Consider the following 16,457-nt stretch of genomic DNA (forward strand, 5'->3'; position numbering starts at 1 on the left):
TGTAGCCAAACAGTCAGCCGCTAATCAGCGACGCTTCATGAAGTACAGCGTCAGCGGCTGGCCCATCACGCTTTGCACGTCACTGCCGCTGGCCTCTGCCTGTAGTTGGCGTTGAACCGGCGCTACCGCCAGGGCGTGACCATCGCTGTCCTGGGCGCGAACCAGCTTCCAGTCCACTTCGTTGCACATCAATCCCATCAGGCTACGCAACTGCTCGGTGTCTTCCGGGCGGAACCAGCGGTTATGGCAGCCTCCCAGTCCGTAGAAATCGCTGCCAGACAACAGTTCACTCCAGGATTGCTCCTTCGCGTTTTCCATCACCATGCGGCGCAGTCGACGGAGCGTTGCGCTGGTTTGCGGCAACCCATGCTGGGCAATCAATTGCCGTACTTGCCTGTCGGCTGGGGACTCGTCTATCGGGCCCGTATGCAGGTGGACGATGGCGCCCTGATCGCAGGCGTTGTTCACCATTGCGGCCAGGGAGACCTGACCCAGTTCAGTTGACGGCAGACGGCCCAACTCGATCCAGTGAACCTTGTGGCCATCAGAGATAAACCGGCTTGCCAGGGACCAAGGCCAGAACACGATGTGCTCCATGCCCATCTCCTGAGCCGTACGTGCAGCTCGAGCGATGTTGGAGAGGGATTCATCGACGGCGATGATTTCCACATCGTTCAGGCTGGCGGCCAGTTCCAGCGCCCGCTGGCCGGACTCGGCGCCACAGATCATGATGCGGAGGGTCTCCGGCAGCCCGTCCGTCTCCAGGCGTAGCTTCGATTGCATCAGCGTCTTGAGACTGCTCTTGGGATGCGGCGCCAGACGCTGCCACGTCGGCCAGGGCTGAGCGACGTCAGCGGGATCCAGCGGAAGTTCCTCGAGTTTTTCTTCGAAGTTCTGCTTGATGGCTTCCTCGGTCGCGCGATTGTAGTAGCTGGCGGCAAGCAGCGGTTGCAGGCCAACCGGCCATTCCATTAGGTTCCAGCGGCCGATATCTACAGCAAAGGATTGATGGAACAGGGCGCCATACATGGCGCTGATCATCAACGATCCGGCAATCGACTGCATATCTTCACCCATTGCGAACTGGGCACTGATGCTGTCGTTGATGGCCTCCATCAGCCGTGCCTCGTCCTCGCCGACCAGAAGGGCGTAACCGGTGCGGTCGGCGTAGAGTGCGATCGCGCCGGCGAGGCGGTGCAGCTCATCACGGAGTTCAGCGGTCTGGGCGATTTCCGCCAGTATCGCGTGGCGTAGCAGCGTTACCAGATTCTCAATAGCCATATCCGGCATCAGCGTCTTTTCCAGGGCCAACAGCAGGAGTTCGTCCTGACCGGCGGCTTCAAGGAAAACCTGGGCGTTAGGGTTGTCCAGGTCGTATTGCTGACGCAGGATACCGGCGACGAAACCTCCAAGGTTCTGGTGAGGAATATCGTCGCGGCTGAGTAACGTGATTGCGTCGTAGGCCAGTTCCTGGTCGGCCTGATCAACCTGTAGGTTCGCTGCGCAGGTCACCATGCCGCTGTAGACCGAAGGCCAGTTCAAGTCCAGTTGCAGCAGCTTGCGATAGTGCAGGTAGGCAACGTCAAACTGACCCAGGCGCCGTTTGGCGTGGGCAACACCACAGAAAGCGGCCGCGGATTGGCGATCCCGCTCCAGGGCTTCGAGGAAGTATTGCTCGGCTAATGCCGGCCGCTCGCTGGCCAGTGCCCAGTAGCCTAGATTGGTGTACTGCTGCGCTTGCTCCGGGTCGATCGACAGGCTGCGTTCGAACAGGGCTTGCGCTTTTTCCAGGTTGCCCTCGTCCATCTCGACACGCCCCAGCAGCCCCCAGGCCGCCGCGTTGCTCTCAGTCAGCCCATTGATCCGTTCCAACAGCTGACGGCATTCCTGGCGAGCTTCGAGCCGGCGCGCGTAGCTGTTTTGCGGATGGTTGGACTCGCTGTAGGCGCTATTGGCCTCCAGCAGCAGACGGGCCACTCTCGCCTTGTCGTGCTGGGCAACCTGTGAATGATGCTGTGCGTACATGGTTCACCTCGTGTTCGCGCATGCCGCTTTTTTGGCATGGGCGGCAAGAATCTGCAGTTTTGGAATAATTTGCAGGGTTTGAAGTGATTAGAGCGAAAGGTGTGCCAAGTCGGCGTGGTAAAGTGTTAAATCAGGAAATAAAAAAGGCCAGCAATTGCTGGCCTTGAATCGAAAGAAGTGTCGTTAACCTTGAAGCAACTGCAGAACCTGCTGCGGGCGGGCGTTTGCTTGAGCCAGCACCGACAAGCCCGCAGATTGAAGCACCTGCGTTCTCGCTAGTTCGGCCGTTTCGGCCGCAAAATCGGCGTCACGGATACGTGAGCGTGCTGCCGACAGATTTTCAGAAGTCGTACTCAGGTTTGCAATGGTGGATTCGAAACGGCTCTGAACTGCACCCAGATCAGCCCTGATCCCGTTGATTACCTCGAGCGCCCCGTCGACAATTCCGATGGCCTCGTTGGCGCCCTGAGGTGTGCCGATATCAATCTCCTCGACAGTATCTTTCTCGGAGATTACGGGTTCGTCCGCCGCCGCATCAAAGAGCCCTGAATCAGCGGCTGCCGCGTTACCACCGTCTGATGAGCTCAACGCGAATGAACGCGATGACTCAAACGACACAGTACCTATTACCTTTGTAGTGTCGGCAGCGCCGCTTTCGAGCTGCACATTATTCTCGTCGGCGCCTGCCAGTTGAATCGTCTCGCCAGCCGTCGAGTGATTGAAGTCCTCAAGTACTATATTTTTACCATCAGCTTGGACAAGCGTGATGCTTCCGCCGTCCGCGACGGCGGTGATTCCCGTTTTACCACTGGCGCGGTTTATTTCCGAAGCCACTTCAGAAAGGTCGCTCGTATCATCCACCGAGACGGAGATTTGAGCAGTGGAATTCGGATCGCCGTTACCCAGGGCGAAAGTAATCGCTCCGCCAGTGCTGAGGCCGGAAAGCGTCGCGGTGGTACGAGCTGTCGCCGACACGCCGGTCTCAACAGTTCTACTATTAACCTTTGCTGCAATTTGCGCTGCGGAATCCGTCGAGGCAATGTCGATGTCATCGACGGAGCCCAATGGGCTGGCGATTGACAGCGTCTGGTCGGTAAGTACTTCGGCCAGCGAAGCGGCGTCCGCGGCGGCGGCAGCAGCTGAACCTAGACCTTTTTGTGGTTCGCCGTTTGCTGAATCGTAGTTATAGACCCCGAGCTCTGACGATGTGGCATTTGCGACGGAGACCGAAATGTTCTGGTTCTCATTCGCGCCGACCTGGAATGTTTGTGCCTGGAAGGTACCGTTCAGTAGTTTGAGACCGTTGAACTCGGTGGTCTGTGCGATACGCTCCAATTCCTGTTTGAGCTGATTGACTTCAGCCTGCAAAGCACGGCGATCCGTCGCGGAATTGGTCGAGTTCGCAGACTGTATTGCGAGCTCACGGATGCGCTGCAGTATGTCGGTTGACTCTGATAGGGCTCCCTCTGCCACCTGCGCCAGGGAAATACCGTCATTGGCATTACGGACCGCCTGGTTCAGGCCGGCGACCTGAGCGGTGAAACGCTCAGAAATGGCCAGGCCTGCCGCGTCATCCTTTGCAGAGTTAATGCGCAAACCGGAAGATAGGCGTTGCAGGGCCGTGTTCGCATCTTCCTGCGAGCGGTTAAGGTTCCGTTGAGCGTTCAGTGACGCAATGTTGGTGTTAATGATCTGAGGCATGTTGTCTCTCCTTGCCAGGAAAAGCCGGAAACCTAGTGCCCGATCACAGGGACGCCGCACCGGCAAACGTTCAACAAATGAAGCTATTGCAAGCGATAAAGCGAATGGCGTGCCAGTTTTTAATTTTTTATCTAAGTTTATATAAAATAAGGGAAAAATAGATGTTGTGTTTAACGCGTGCTCGATGAGGCGCCAAAACATTGGCTTGGGATGAGGAAAGCGATTGCCGCTTTTTTTCCCGACGACGATCACAGCAAGACTAATTTCGCGTTTTATTAAACCTTTATTTTTCAAATAATTAAGGTGGATTGGGTTCGGTTTTACATTACTTAACAATAAAAACGCTAAGCCCACCTAAAGGATTCCCGGGATGCGCCGCTAAGCATTACAGCAGGGCGGCGCACCCAATAAACGAGAACGGGCGCCAGACCTCTTCCAAGAGAAACTTAATAGGTTTTAGGAGAAGCATCATGGCTCTCGGTATCAATACAAACGTCGCATCCCTTAGCGCACAGAACCAACTGAACAAGTCACAGAGTCTTTCAAACCAGGCGCTCGAACGTCTTTCGTCTGGTCTTCGCATCAACTCTGCAAAAGATGATGCGGCAGGTCTGGCAATTTCATCCCGTTTCCAGTCCCAGATTAATGGTTTGAGCGTTGCACAACGAAATGCGAACGACGGTATTTCCTTGGCCCAGACAGCTGAAGGTGCCCTCGGTGAAGCCGGTGACATCCTCCAGCGGGTCCGTGATCTGTCGGTTCAGTCTGCCAACGAAACCAACTCAGCCTCTGACCGTCAGGCGCTGCAAGACGAAGTGAACCAGTTGGTCTCCGAGCTTGACCGTATTGCCAATACAGCTGAGTTTAACGGCAAGAAGCTTCTTGATGGTTCCTTCGGAACTGCGGTATTCCAGGTTGGAGCCGACGCCAACGAGACCATTTCTGCCACCACTGCTGACTTCCGTACGAACCAATACGGCTTGCAACGCGTAGACGGCGCTGCGGCTTCAGCAACCGCAGATGCGGTCGGTAGGGTTGCTACGGCGGAAACAGTCACTGTTAACGGTGCTCTCGGTTCCGATACCTTTGACACTGCGGCGGGCGATAGCGCTGCGGATGTGGCCAAGAAGGTCAACAACATCTCTGATGTGACTGGCGTCACGGCTTCCGCTCGTACTTCAGCTGACGCAACCTTTGCAGCTGGTGGCGCATACAGCCTGGATATTCAATCGGATAATTCGGACGCGGTAACTGTTTCTTTCTCGCTGAGTGCGGGCACCGGCCAGAGCGCGCTTAGCGCTGCCGTGACGGCGATCAACGATGCAACGTCCAAGACAGGTGTTACTGCTCAGGTAAATGATGATGCTACCGGCATCACTCTGACGAACGCCAAGGGCGAAAACATCTCGATTACGGCAAACGGTGCTCAGGCAGGTGCCGTGACGATGGGTGGTCAAAGTGTTACTGCGGACGGTGAACAACTGACTCTGACCGGCGAAGTTACGTTCGACTCAGACCGTTCGTTCAGCCTCTCTGCGACTACTGCGGGTGAAGTTGTAACCGCTGCTTCAGAGGTCTCTGATCTGGAAAAGGTTTCAGAGCTGGATATCACTTCGGTTTCTGGTGCTACTGACGCCATCGCCATTGTTGACTCTGCTCTGAACGCGGTGAACTCGCAGCGTGCGAAGTTTGGTGCCCTTCAGAGCCGTATGGAAAGCACCATCTCCAACCTGCAGACGACCTCAGAGAACCTGAGCGCTGCAAACAGCCGGATCCTGGACGCAGACTTCGCCGCTGAAACTGCGAAGCTGTCCAAGTCCCAGGTTCTGCAGCAGGCTGGTATCTCTGTCCTGGCGCAGGCTAACGCCCGCCCGCAGCAGGTTCTGTCCCTCCTGCAGTAATAGGGGTAGAGCGGTAATGGCCGGTCCCCTTCGGGGACCGGCTTTCCGCCGTGACATGCTAGCGAGGTGAGCTATGAATGACGTAAACCTGAACAGCCCGGATTTGAAGCTGGTTCGCTCCAGTGAGCAAGCTCCGGCTCGGGCGTCTGCGTCACCTCAGGCAGAAGGAAACAAGCCTTCCGCTCGAGTCCAGGAACCCGGTGTTTCTGTTGCACTTTCCGGCGAAGCCCAGTCCAGGGTCGATCGGTTGGAGGAGCAGCGCGATACACAGCGGGAGTCGCTCGACCAAGCCGTCTCCCGATTGAATGACTTTGTTCAGACTGTCCAGCGTGACCTGCAGTTTGAAGTGGATAATGACTCTGGAAAGACCATTGTGCGCGTTGTCGATCAGCAGACAGACCAAGTCATTCGGCAAATTCCTGATGATGTGGCTCTGAGGTTGGCCGAAAATTTGCAGCAGGAAGAACCGCTGACGTTGTTTAACATCGAAGTGTAGTGCCTTTGCCGGTTTTACCCAGACGTTAAATAGCGGTATTTCAGCACCGCCGCCTCCGCGAGGAGCCGGCGGTGTTCGCGTTTCGGGCGACCAGGAAGTGAGTCCGACGCTCAACATTTTGTTACAAATTCGACGGCGTGAGGGGCAAAGATTTGCCGCTTTCGGCCGATAAGCATACAAATGGATTATGGCGCCTTCTCGGGGAGGCTTTCGATATGGCAGGTATTTCGTCACTCGGTATAGGTTCTGGGGTCCTCAACTCGGATCTGGTGGAACAGCTTGTAGCTGCGGAAAGGAAACCGGCTACCGATCGCCTTAATTTTAATCAGCAGCGTGCAGAAGCCTTGATTTCTGCCTATGGCACGTTGCGTAGCGCAATAACAGAATTGCGCCTCCCCATGCGTCAACTGAGTTCTCCCGATAACCTGAAGTCTTTTTCGGCGACAACCTCCAACGACGATATTGCCGTAAGCGTGGATAGCACAAAGGCAAGCCGAGGCAGTTATACAGTCAAAGTGGATAGCCTGGCTCAGGCACAGTCGCTAGCTTCTGGAAGCTTCGAGGACAAAGACAGTACGGCAATCGGTTCCGGCACGCTGACTCTGAATGTTGCCGGCGAGACCAAGTCCATTGTGATCGATAGCTCTAACAACACCCTTCAGGGGTTGGCCGGCGCGATAAACGAGGCTGGCCTCGGGGCAACGGCTGGCATCATCGACACTGGTGATGGGTACCGTTTGGTTATGTCTGCCGAGGAAACCGGTACAGACAATGCTATCTCTATCACTGTGAGCGATAGCGATGGGTCCCTGGACGATGGTATGGGGCTTTCGAAGTTTGCCTTCGATTCCCAGAATCAGAATCTGACAGAAACTGTCGCTGCGAAAGATGCCAAGGTGCAAGTTAATGGCATAGCGATCACCCGACCCACTAATTCGATCGAGAATGTCATCGATGGTTTGACGTTCGAGGTCGCTGAGGAAGGCGCTACTTCTGTTGTCAAAGTGGAGCAAGACACAGGCGCGGTTGCTGATCGGGTTCAAGCGTTCGTAGATAAATTCAATGCCTTGCAGCAGACCATCGATGGGCTTGCGGGTTTCAACGCCGAAACAGGGCAAGGCGGCCTGCTGTCTGGCGACGCCACGGTCAGGAATATCCAGAGCCAGCTCCGCAACGTTCTTACGCGCGTAGTGCCAGGTCTTGAGAATGCATCCGTTCGAACCTTGGCCGATGTGGGTATCACGACAGACTATAAAACGGGAGGCCTGTCGTTTGACCGTGAGACGTTCGAGAAGAAACTAAAGTCCAGCCCGGACGATGTGACTGCTTTATTTGCCGAGCAAGGCCGTGCGACCGATCCGCAAGTAGAGTTTGTAAGGAGCGGGTTGAATACTGAGCCGGGCGACTACGCGATTGAAATAACCCAGGCGGCGACACAAGGGCGGTTGCAGAGCGCAAATGTGGGCTCCGGTGATGTGACGATCAATACGGATAACGACGACCTCACATTTGAGGTAGACGGCTCGACTTCAGTAAGTATCAAGCTAACCGCAGGAACATACACGCGGGAGGCTCTGGCGGAAGAAATCCAAACGCAGTTGAACTCGAGTGCGGGATTAAGCGCCAAAGGGCAGTCGGTTAAGGTCGAATTCGACGGGGGTACCGGAACTTTCAACTTCACCTCGAACAAATACGGTAGTGAGTCGAACGTCAGTCTGACCAAGGTCGATACCAATAGCAGCTCGGAACTGGGCCTTTCGGTTGCAACTGGCACGGTTGGTCAGGATGTCGCGGGTACTATAGGCGGACGAGCTGCAAGTGGTGATGGCCAGGTTCTCTATTTGGAGGGCTCAGGCTCCGGACCGGCTGGACTCCAGGTCCGCGTTACGGGCGAGACGACCGGATCGAGGGGGTCTATCACTTTCGTAGAAGGTATTGGTGAACGAACCGTTAATCTGGTTACTGATATTTTGGGTGCAGACGGCGTTCTCGAGAGCAGGACCGACGGCCTGCAAACGGAATTGGAGCGAATTGCGGAGGACCGTGCAGCTCTGGAAGAGCGGATGACGTCCTACCAAGAACGGCTGGTTTCTCAATTTAGCGCCGCAGATTCGCTGATTGCCCAACTCAACAACACACGCGATTACATTAGTCAGCAGCTTGCAGCGTTGGCTCCGAACAACAGTAGCGACAATTAAGTGAAAGCCGGCGCCTAGGCGTGGCCACATGAGAGGTTGAATATGAATGGTTTACAGGCTTACCAGCGGGTGAATACCCAGACCAGCATCGTCGATGCCGATCCGCACAAACTGATCCAGTTGCTTTACGACGGAGCGCTGGAGCGTATCAATATGGCGAAGGCTCGCATGCAGGCTAAAGACTTTGAAGGTAAAGGTCGGCTAATTAGCAAGACCATGGAGATCGTGGGTGGCCTGCGCAGTTTCCTGGATTTCGAGAAGGGCGGTGAACTGGCCGAGCGCCTGGAAACCCTCTATGACTACATGGAGCGCACGTTGTTCGAGGCCAATCGCTACAACGACGCAGCAAAGCTCGATGAAGTGGCCCGTCTGCTGCGCCAGATCAAAGAAGGGTGGGATGGCATCCGCGGTGAGGTTCTGAGCGGTCAGCAAGCTGCCGTCTGATTAGTATTGACCTCTGTAGACGGCTGCGTTGGGGAAGCTGAGCTGGGTGTCCAGCTCCCCTTGTATGCTCATCAAGATGCGGGCGTCTTTGCCCGATAAATGGTTGTTACCCGAACCCCAAGCGTCATGCCGTTTACTCGTCTGAAATTCGGTCTCGACGGTCTGTCAGAATTCTTCTTTAGTCGTGTGCGCCAGCCCGTGCCGCCTTTACTGAAATTCGTGCGAGGCTATAACCCCGCCATACTAACATTCCATCTGTTTAGCCACGGTGCTGGCCGGTCAGTCGATGGCGCATAGCCCTTCCAGGTGAGCCGTCACGCCCTCAGCCAATGCCTTCAAATGGTAGCCCCCTTCCAGGGTTGAAACGACACGATTGTCGGCCGAATCGCCCGCTACGCCCGTAATCAGATCAGTGAGCCACCGGTAGTCTTCGGCTTCCAGTTGGAGCTCCGCGAGCGGGTCTGCTTTATGGGCATCGAAGCCCGCTGAAACGAGTACAAGCTGGGGTTTGAAATCCTGCAGCCGGTGCAGCCATTCCGTCTCCACCTTCTTGCGGTAATCTGTTGCCGATGTTCCGGCGAGGATCGGTGTATTGATGATGTTTTCTGGCAGCCGGTACACGTGGGAATGCGGATAGAACGGATGCTGGAAACTGGAGCACATCAGGATTCGCTCGTCACCCTGGACAATATCGACCGTGCCGTTCCCCTGATGCACGTCGAAATCGATGATGGCAACGCGCTCGAGGCCGTGGAAGGTCAGGGCATGTTTGGCCGCCAGGGCAACGTTGTTATAGAAGCAGAAGCCCATGGACTTGCCGCGCTCGGCATGATGGCCGGGCGGGCGGGCGGCGATAAACGCATTGGTTGCCTGGCCGCACATCACCATGTCCACCGCCTGGATGTTGGCGCCCGCAGCCAGCCGCGCCGCACGTAATGTGTAGGGCGTCATGGCGGTATCCGGATCGGTGAAGACTCGCCCGCGGGTGGGCTGCATCATGTCCAACTGCTGTAGGTAGCGCTCCGGATGAACCAGCAAGAGCTGGTCATGGGTGATCTCGTCTGGCCGTACCCAGTCCAGTTTCTGCTCCAGTTCAGTATCCGCGAGATAGCTGACGATCGCGTTCAGCCGGTCCGGGGATTCCGGATGCTCCGGTCCCATATCGTGTTTCAGGAAGTCATCATGGAAGAAAAAGGCGGTCGTCATAATGCGGGAAGTCCTGTGGCGAAGCGGCTCTTCATGTCTTATTTGTTGGCTTCATCGATTCCATGTTAACAGGGTTAGCCGCTTTTTGGTGGCGTTTTGTTCGGTTGGTTCCTTACTGCCAGGCGTGTTTTTGCCCGTAATGCAGACCGATGGTTCGATACCTGAAAGGTTTCGTTTTAAAACGCCGGCTTAAGGCCTAACATTAGGGCTGATAAAAAGGGGAGACGTCGACGTGAGTACGCGGTATCTGGAAAGCCTGTTCAATCCCGAATCCATCGTCATTACCGGGGCATCGGAGCGCGCCGAAAACCTCGGCGGTATGGTTTTGCGGAACCTGATGGCGGGCGGCTTTCCGGGCAAACTCCTGGTCGTCAACCGCAACGAATACCAGAATGTCCACGGGGTGCCGTGCGTCCGTAAGGTCGCCAAGATGCCCTTCAAGCCGGAGCTGGCGATCGTCTGTACGCCACCTGATACGGTTCCGAAGATGGTTCGGCAACTGGGGGAAGCGGGTGTTAAAACCGCCATTGTGATGACGGGGGGTCTGTCCCGGGCCCACAGTAAGACTGGCCAGCCACTGATGTACTCCGTCCGGGATGCTGCGCGTGAAAGCGGCATACGGGTGCTGGGCCCCAACACCATTGGTTTGATGGTGCCCGCTCGCAGTCTGAACGCCACTTACGCCCATATGGGGGCGATCCCGGGCAAGGTCGCGTTTGTCGGCCAGTCCGGTACCGTGGCCAGTTCCATTATCGACTGGGCTTTCGCCCGGGGTGTGGGTTTCTCGCACTTCCTGACTCTCGGCGACGGCATGGATATCGGGCATGACGACCTGATCGATTACCTGGCACAGGATTCCCAATGCCGGGCAATCCTGTTGCATCTCGAGAGCATCCCGGATCCTCGCCGTTTTATGTCCGCGGTCCGGGTGGCTTCTCGGACCAAGCCGGTCATTGCGGTAAAGAGTGGCCGGGTGCCGGAGTCGGAATGGTTGCCGGTCCAGTTGCCTGTCGGCGTAACACGCACCGACCCGATTTACGATGCCGTCCTGCGCCGGGCTGGTGTCCTTCGGGTCGACGGACTGGGGCAGATGTTCGATGCGCTCGAAACACTGACCCGCATGCGTCCAGTACGCCGTGAAGAGCTGGCCATTATGGCGAACGGTGTTGGCCCCGGGGTGCTGGCGGTGGATCGCCTGGCCGGGGAGCACGGCGAGCTGGCGACGCTATCCAACGAAACCATCGAGGCCCTCGCTAAGCATCTGCCGCCCTACTGGACGCGCAAGAATCCCATCGACCTGAACTACGATGCTTCCCCGGAGCTCTACGCCGAGGCGATCCGCATCCTGGCCAAGGATCCGAACGTCTCCAACGTGCTGGTGATGTATGCGCCCAGCCTGACCGAAGACAGCCTGCAAATTGCAGATGCGGTCGTGCAGGCGAGCAAGGGCACGCGGTTGAATATCTTCACCTGCTGGCTGGGGCAAAGTACCGTGTTGGACGCACGGGATGAATTCTATAGGGCGGGGATTCCGTCGTTCTTTTCGCCGGAGAAGGCAGTCAAGGCATTCATGCAACACGTGCATCACCAGCGGGTCCAGCGCTTGTTGCGGGAGACGCCGGAGTCCTTCACCGATCACTTCGCCGATCGCGCCCAGGCGCGCAAGATCGTGATGAAAGCCCATCGTGCTGGCCGCAATCACCTGTCCAACAGCGAGGCGAGGGCGGTCATCGGCGACTACGGCATCCGCACTGTCGATACCGTCTATTGCGATGATATCGAAGGCGTCGTGGAGAGCTTCCAGGTGGAGCGCCGCCCCGTCGACGTAACGCTTATCCACGAGCGTTCCTGTCATCCATTCATGGAAGAGCAGACCGGGCGCGGGCGCTACAAGGCAACGATCCAGGGGCTGAACAGCGAGTCGGCGATCATCGAGTCCTGCCACATACTGATGGAAGAGTATCAGGCCCATTTCCCGCGTAGCGGATTCCTCGGGTTTGCAGTACAGCGCACCTATCAGCACCTGGGGGGTATCGCCTTCAGTGTCGGCATTACCCGCGACCCCATTTTCGGTCCCCTGGTGGTCTGCGGTGCCGCTGGCGCTAGTGTGAACGTGATGACCGATCGCCAGATCGCGCTGCCACCGCTGAACATGGTTCTAGCCAAGGAGCTACTGCGCCGGACCTACATGTACCGGCTGCTGCGGGAATACAGCCTCCAACCGGAAGAAGACATCCGGGCGATCTGCGAAACCCTGGTGACCCTGTCGCAGATCGTGATCGACATTCCCCATATCAAGGGGGTGGAAATTCTGCCGTTGCTGTTCGACCGGCATGGCGCCGTTGCAGTCGACGTGGCAATCGATCTGGCGAAAGAGCCTGGTCGGCCCATCATCCAGCCTTATCCCAGGGAACTGGAAGAATGGATTGTGTTGCCGAAATCCGGTCGTCGCGTGATCCTGCGGCCTGTGCTGGCGGAGGACGAACCCTCCCACATGGAGTTTCATCACCTTCAGTCGCCGGAGTCCATCCGCTACCGTTTCTTCCAATACCGTAAGCATTTCTCCCACGAAGACATCGCGCAGATGGTCCAGATCGACTATGACCGGGAAATGGTTTTTGTCGCCAATGCCGAGAAGGAAGACGGCAGCGGCGAGGAAACTCTCGGCACCGTGCGGGTGTGGACCGATGCGGATAACATCCAGTGCGAGTTTGCGGTGATGGTCCGTGACCACATGAAAGGTGAAGGCCTGGGCTACACGCTGATGCGCAAGATGATCGATTATTGCCGTGCGAGGGGCACGGTGGAGATGATCGGCAACGTGTTGTCGGATAACCAGCCAATGCTGGCACTGGCCCGTCGACTCGGGTTTGAGATCACCTACAACATGGAAGAGGATGTGATGGACCTGCGGCTGCCCTTGAATGAGCCGGAGACGGATTGGAAGCGGGAGCGTTTGAGGAGTTAGTGGACAACAACTAAGCCGAAATACGGCGGCGTTTCGGCTTTGGCGTCGTCCGCAGGTTTGTCGGCGTTTCAGACCGCCGCGCCGGGGGGGCACCTTCGGCGCCTCAGAAGCTGAAGCTTCTGCTACATACTCGAGTTAGCTGGGAAATGTAGCCGACGCTTCAGCTTCGGAGCAGTCCGAAGGACTGCCGGATGCAACCTCCGGGACCGAAGGAATAAAAGCGCCGACTATTGTGCTTATGGTGCTTAAGCCGCGTCTTCCTCGACAATCGCCGACCGGTCCTCACCACCCAGCGCCTCCAGCAACGCAGGAATCAGGCGCGCCAGTTCCAGCGTCATCAGCGTAAACGAAGCGTCGAACTTGGCGGCAGCGTCGTCCGCGTCGATATCGTCCAGCTTTTCCTGGAAGGTATCTCCGAACTTCAGGCGGCGCAGGGCCAGTTCCTCGTCCAGTACGAAGGTGAGGCTATCTTCCCAGCCCAGTGACAGCTTGGTGACCTGCATGCCGGCGTTCAGGTGATTGCGGATCTCATCGCCCAGTAGATCCAGGCCCTTGCAACGAACCACGCCGCCTTCCTCGCCCGTATCCTTCAGTTCGCATTCGTTGCCCAGGGAGAACGTCGAGGGGAGGTCGATGGTCTCGTTCAGCCAGCCGGAGAATGTAAAGGTCGGCGCCTGTTCAAGGGCGGGCGGACGAATCGGCAGGGAGCCCAGCGCCTTGCGCAGGGTTGTGGCTAATTCCTCCGCCTGTTTGTCGGAGCCCGCATCCACGATCATGAAGCCGTCCTTCGGCGCCAGATAGGCGAAGGTGCGCTTGGATTTGGTAAATGCGCGGGGCAGCATTTCCTGGGTGAGCTCTTCCTTGATCTCCTCCTTTTCCTTGCGAGGAACCTTGCGCATCTGCTCCGATTCGATCATTTCGACCCGTTCGGTAACGGCTTCCTTGATCACCGCTGCCGGCAATACGCGCTCTTCCTTGCGCAGGGCCACGAGATGGTAGCCGTTGGCGCTATGGACCTTCTGCACGCCATGCCGGCCCAGCGGAGCGACCCAGCCCTGGCGGAAGGACTCCTGCGGGCCGCAGGGTTTGAAGGCGTCTTCTTCCAGCTTGCTTTCCAGCTCTTCGACACTGACGTCGAAAGGTTTGGTGAAACGGTAGATTCGGGCGTTACGAAACCACATTCAGATTGTTCCCTGATTAGATCGTTATTGAATTGGCAGTACGTGCGGAAGGCCGGACGTTCCCTCTAGGAAATCCTGACCACTATGGTGGCGCAGCCCAGGCTACGCTTAACCACTCGCTAGAGCTGCATAACCTCGACCAGGATGGTCTTGATGATAAAGCCAACCACACCGGCACCCAGCACGGTAAACAGAGCAATGGTGCCAAACCGGCCGGCTTGTGATTTTTTTGCGAGGTCCCAGACGATAAACCCCATGTAGACAATCAGTGCCGTCAGCAGCACATACATGGCAATTTCAGAAAAGACGGCTTCACTCATTCATGGCTCCGATTATCTGAGAGCGAGCACTCAAGCTGGTTCGTCACGCAGGAAAACCCAGTTATCGCCGCTGGACTGCTCGTCGCTGAACCGGTAACCGGCTACGTCGAAGTCCTTGAGGCTTTCCGGATCGTCGATCCGGTTCTTGATAGCGTATGCGCACATCAGGCCACGGGCTTTCTTCGCGTAGAAGCTGATCATCTTGTACTGCCCGTTCTTCCAGTCCTTGAACTGCGGCGTAATGATCCGGGCGTTTAGCGCCTGCTTCTTGATGCTCTTGAAGTATTCGTTGGAGGCGAGGTTTATCAGCACCTCGCCCTCATCGGCCAACTCGTCATTGAGGGCATTGGTCAGTTTGTTGCCCCAGAACGCATACAGGTCCTTGCCGCGTGAATTCTCGAATTTGGTGCCCATTTCCAGGCGGTAGGGCTGCATCAAATCGAGCGGACGAAGGATACCGTAAAGACCGGAGAGAATCCGTAGGTGTTTTTGCGCAAACTGGAAATCGTCCTCGCTGAAAGAGGGCGCGTCCAGGCCGGTGTAGACGTCGCCGTTAAAAGCCAGAACGGCTGGGCGGGCGTTATCCGGTGTGAAGGGAGTATGCCACTGCTGGTAGCGCTCGGCATTCAGCTCGCCCAGCTTCTCGCTGATACCCATCAGGTTGCTCACCTGGTGCGGCTCCAACGGTTTGAGTTGGTCGATCAACTCGCAGGCATCGTCCAGGAACTGCGGCTGGGTGTAGGTCTTGGTCGCCAGCGGGCTTTCGTAATCCAGGTTCTTGGCCGGTGAAATCACCATCAGCATGTCTGCAATCCTCGTCTTTCGGGTTCCGCCGATCTTGGCCGGAAGTCATCAGGTTTCTATAACGCCGACCAATAATTTAACAGAATAGCGATTGGATTTGGCTATTGATCTGTTGCGACTGTTTACGAGTGCTCGGGCATCTCAGTGTCTCGTCGGTTTACGCTCGAGAAAGGCAAGCAGCTCTTCCTGGGTGAACGGCCAGTCAAGCTCCTCACCGATATCGTCGCGCCTCAACACCGGGATGCGGGTGCCATAGCGATTAACCAGAGCGTCGGACTGGGCGATATCCACGACATCCACCGGAATGGGTGGATCCATTGGTGTTTGCACCAGTAGCGCTTCAGCCAGTTCGCAAAGGTGACAGTGCTCGGTCGTGTAGAACAACAGCTGCATTCTATTTTCCTGCGGATTTATCCCTGGGCGTTGATCTGTTGGCCGGTCACGCCATGGCTGTCGCGGCCCATCAGGTAGAGAAAGGCCGGCATGATCTCGGCCGGCGTTGGATTGTTGACCGGATTCTCTGCTGGGTAGGCATGGGCACGCATGTTGGTTCGGGTTGCGCCGGGATTGAGGCTATTCACGCGAATGTTATGGCGCTCGTCATCGAGTTCGTCGGCCAGCAATTGACTCAGGCCTTCCAGTGCAAACTTGGAAACGGCGTACGCGCCCCAGTAGGCCTTGGCTTTTCGGCCGACACTGGAGGACATGAAGATGATCGACGCGTCTTCGGAATTGCGCATAGCCGGAATCAGCGCCCGACAGAGGAGAAATGGCGCAGTCACGTTGACCCGCATCAGCTGGTCCCAGGTTTCCGGGTCGTAGAGCTCAATAGGCGTGCGCTGTCCCAGGAGGGCGGCATTGTGAAGAACACCGTCCACACGACCGAAGGATTCCTCGATGGTCATGGCCATCTCTTCGTAGTCCTTAACGGCCGCTCCCTCCAGGTTCATCGGTACGATGGCCGGTTGTGGATGCCCGGCCGCTTCGATTTCGTCGTAGACCGATTCCAGCTTACTCAGGGTACGGCCAAGCAGGATGACCGTGGCGCCGTGGGCTGCATAGGTTTTGGCTGCACATCGGCCAATGCCGTCGCCTGCGCCCGTCACGAGGATGATCCGATCCTTCAACAGGTCGGACGGTGCCTGGTATTCAAACATAGCGACAATCTCCTGTTTGGGCCGCCATAGCATCTTGTCGGGCGACCTTTCGTTGC

Annotated in this window: 13 protein-coding genes; 5 read left to right on the plus strand and 8 right to left on the minus strand. The window is 56.8% G+C overall.

The window, feature by feature from the left end; translation table 11 throughout:
• Window positions 1-24 precede the first annotated feature (24 nt).
• Window positions 25-2,025: a tetratricopeptide repeat protein gene (locus RE428_RS09360; RefSeq protein ID WP_004581739.1), complete on the minus strand. Its 2,001-nt coding sequence runs from the start codon at window positions 2,023-2,025 to the stop codon at window positions 25-27.
• Between the two features lie 183 nt (window positions 2,026-2,208).
• A complete protein-coding gene (locus RE428_RS09365) occupies window positions 2,209-3,726 on the minus strand; it encodes a flagellin N-terminal helical domain-containing protein (RefSeq protein WP_004581740.1) in 1,518 nt (505 codons plus the stop codon).
• A 470-nt stretch (window positions 3,727-4,196) separates the two neighbouring features.
• On the opposite strand from RE428_RS09365, the gene RE428_RS09370 reads away from it, so the two are divergent.
• The 4 genes from RE428_RS09370 to fliS all read left to right on the plus strand — a co-directional run bounded on the left by RE428_RS09370 (window position 4,197) and on the right by fliS (window position 8,765).
• A complete protein-coding gene (locus RE428_RS09370; protein WP_004581741.1) occupies window positions 4,197-5,627 on the plus strand; it encodes a flagellin N-terminal helical domain-containing protein in 1,431 nt (476 codons plus the stop codon).
• 73 nt (window positions 5,628-5,700) lie between these two features.
• A complete protein-coding gene (locus RE428_RS09375; protein WP_004581742.1) occupies window positions 5,701-6,123 on the plus strand; it encodes a flagellar protein FlaG in 423 nt (140 codons plus the stop codon).
• A 215-nt stretch (window positions 6,124-6,338) separates the two neighbouring features.
• Window positions 6,339-8,321, plus strand: a complete 1,983-nt coding sequence (gene fliD, locus RE428_RS09380; RefSeq protein WP_004581743.1) for a flagellar filament capping protein FliD — start codon at window positions 6,339-6,341, stop codon at window positions 8,319-8,321.
• A gap of 42 nt (window positions 8,322-8,363) precedes the next feature.
• Window positions 8,364-8,765: a flagellar export chaperone FliS gene (gene fliS / locus RE428_RS09385; RefSeq protein WP_004581744.1), complete on the plus strand. Its 402-nt coding sequence runs from the start codon at window positions 8,364-8,366 to the stop codon at window positions 8,763-8,765.
• 279 nt (window positions 8,766-9,044) lie between these two features.
• On the opposite strand, the gene RE428_RS09390 is transcribed toward fliS, so the two are convergent.
• The gene (locus tag RE428_RS09390; RefSeq protein WP_004581745.1) at window positions 9,045-9,971 is read right to left on the minus strand and encodes a histone deacetylase family protein; all 927 of its coding nucleotides are present in this window, start codon (window positions 9,969-9,971) and stop codon (window positions 9,045-9,047) included.
• Window positions 9,972-10,203: 232 nt separating this feature from the next.
• Between RE428_RS09390 and RE428_RS09395 the strand changes: the two genes are divergently transcribed.
• Window positions 10,204-12,939, plus strand: coding sequence for a bifunctional acetate--CoA ligase family protein/GNAT family N-acetyltransferase (locus RE428_RS09395; RefSeq protein ID WP_004581746.1), 2,736 nt, complete (start codon window positions 10,204-10,206; stop codon window positions 12,937-12,939).
• A gap of 245 nt (window positions 12,940-13,184) precedes the next feature.
• Here the strand turns inward: RE428_RS09395 and rdgC are convergent, their stop codons facing one another.
• From rdgC to RE428_RS09420, 5 genes are all read right to left on the minus strand, one after another.
• Entirely contained in the window at window positions 13,185-14,120 is a 936-nt protein-coding gene (gene rdgC / locus RE428_RS09400) for a recombination-associated protein RdgC (RefSeq protein ID WP_004581747.1), read from the minus strand.
• A 119-nt stretch (window positions 14,121-14,239) separates the two neighbouring features.
• Window positions 14,240-14,440 carry a DUF2788 domain-containing protein gene (locus RE428_RS09405; protein ID WP_004581748.1) on the minus strand — a complete coding sequence of 67 codons (201 nt, stop codon included), beginning with the start codon at window positions 14,438-14,440 and terminating at the stop codon, window positions 14,240-14,242.
• A 30-nt stretch (window positions 14,441-14,470) separates the two neighbouring features.
• Complete coding sequence (yaaA, locus tag RE428_RS09410; protein WP_004581749.1) at window positions 14,471-15,244, minus strand: peroxide stress protein YaaA; 774 nt, start codon at window positions 15,242-15,244, stop codon at window positions 14,471-14,473.
• Window positions 15,245-15,385: 141 nt separating this feature from the next.
• Entirely contained in the window at window positions 15,386-15,637 is a 252-nt protein-coding gene (locus tag RE428_RS09415; RefSeq protein WP_004581750.1) for a glutaredoxin family protein, read from the minus strand.
• A gap of 17 nt (window positions 15,638-15,654) precedes the next feature.
• Window positions 15,655-16,401 carry a YciK family oxidoreductase gene (locus RE428_RS09420; RefSeq protein ID WP_004581751.1) on the minus strand — a complete coding sequence of 249 codons (747 nt, stop codon included), beginning with the start codon at window positions 16,399-16,401 and terminating at the stop codon, window positions 15,655-15,657.
• Between the last annotated feature and the right edge of the window lie 56 nt (window positions 16,402-16,457).

Origin of the sequence: Marinobacter nanhaiticus D15-8W, assembly GCF_036511935.1 — a bacterium.
GTDB classification, from domain to species: Bacteria; Pseudomonadota; Gammaproteobacteria; order Pseudomonadales; family Oleiphilaceae; genus Marinobacter_A; species Marinobacter_A nanhaiticus.

Bases quoted from the DNA above. Each gene is read 5' to 3' on its own strand.
- RE428_RS09360 (WP_004581739.1), bottom strand. From the start codon at position 2,025: ATGTACGCACAGCATCATTCACAGGTTGCCCAGCACGACAAGGCGAGA.
- RE428_RS09365 (WP_004581740.1), bottom strand. From the start codon at position 3,726: ATGCCTCAGATCATTAACACCAACATTGCGTCACTGAACGCTCAACGG.
- RE428_RS09370 (WP_004581741.1), top strand. From the start codon at position 4,197: ATGGCTCTCGGTATCAATACAAACGTCGCATCCCTTAGCGCACAGAAC.
- RE428_RS09375 (WP_004581742.1), top strand. From the start codon at position 5,701: ATGAATGACGTAAACCTGAACAGCCCGGATTTGAAGCTGGTTCGCTCC.
- fliD (WP_004581743.1), top strand. From the start codon at position 6,339: ATGGCAGGTATTTCGTCACTCGGTATAGGTTCTGGGGTCCTCAACTCG.
- fliS (WP_004581744.1), top strand. From the start codon at position 8,364: ATGAATGGTTTACAGGCTTACCAGCGGGTGAATACCCAGACCAGCATC.
- RE428_RS09390 (WP_004581745.1), bottom strand. From the start codon at position 9,971: ATGACGACCGCCTTTTTCTTCCATGATGACTTCCTGAAACACGATATG.
- rdgC (WP_004581747.1), bottom strand. From the start codon at position 14,120: ATGTGGTTTCGTAACGCCCGAATCTACCGTTTCACCAAACCTTTCGAC.
- RE428_RS09405 (WP_004581748.1), bottom strand. From the start codon at position 14,440: ATGAGTGAAGCCGTCTTTTCTGAAATTGCCATGTATGTGCTGCTGACG.
- yaaA (WP_004581749.1), bottom strand. From the start codon at position 15,244: ATGCTGATGGTGATTTCACCGGCCAAGAACCTGGATTACGAAAGCCCG.
- RE428_RS09415 (WP_004581750.1), bottom strand. From the start codon at position 15,637: ATGCAGCTGTTGTTCTACACGACCGAGCACTGTCACCTTTGCGAACTG.
- RE428_RS09420 (WP_004581751.1), bottom strand. From the start codon at position 16,401: ATGTTTGAATACCAGGCACCGTCCGACCTGTTGAAGGATCGGATCATC.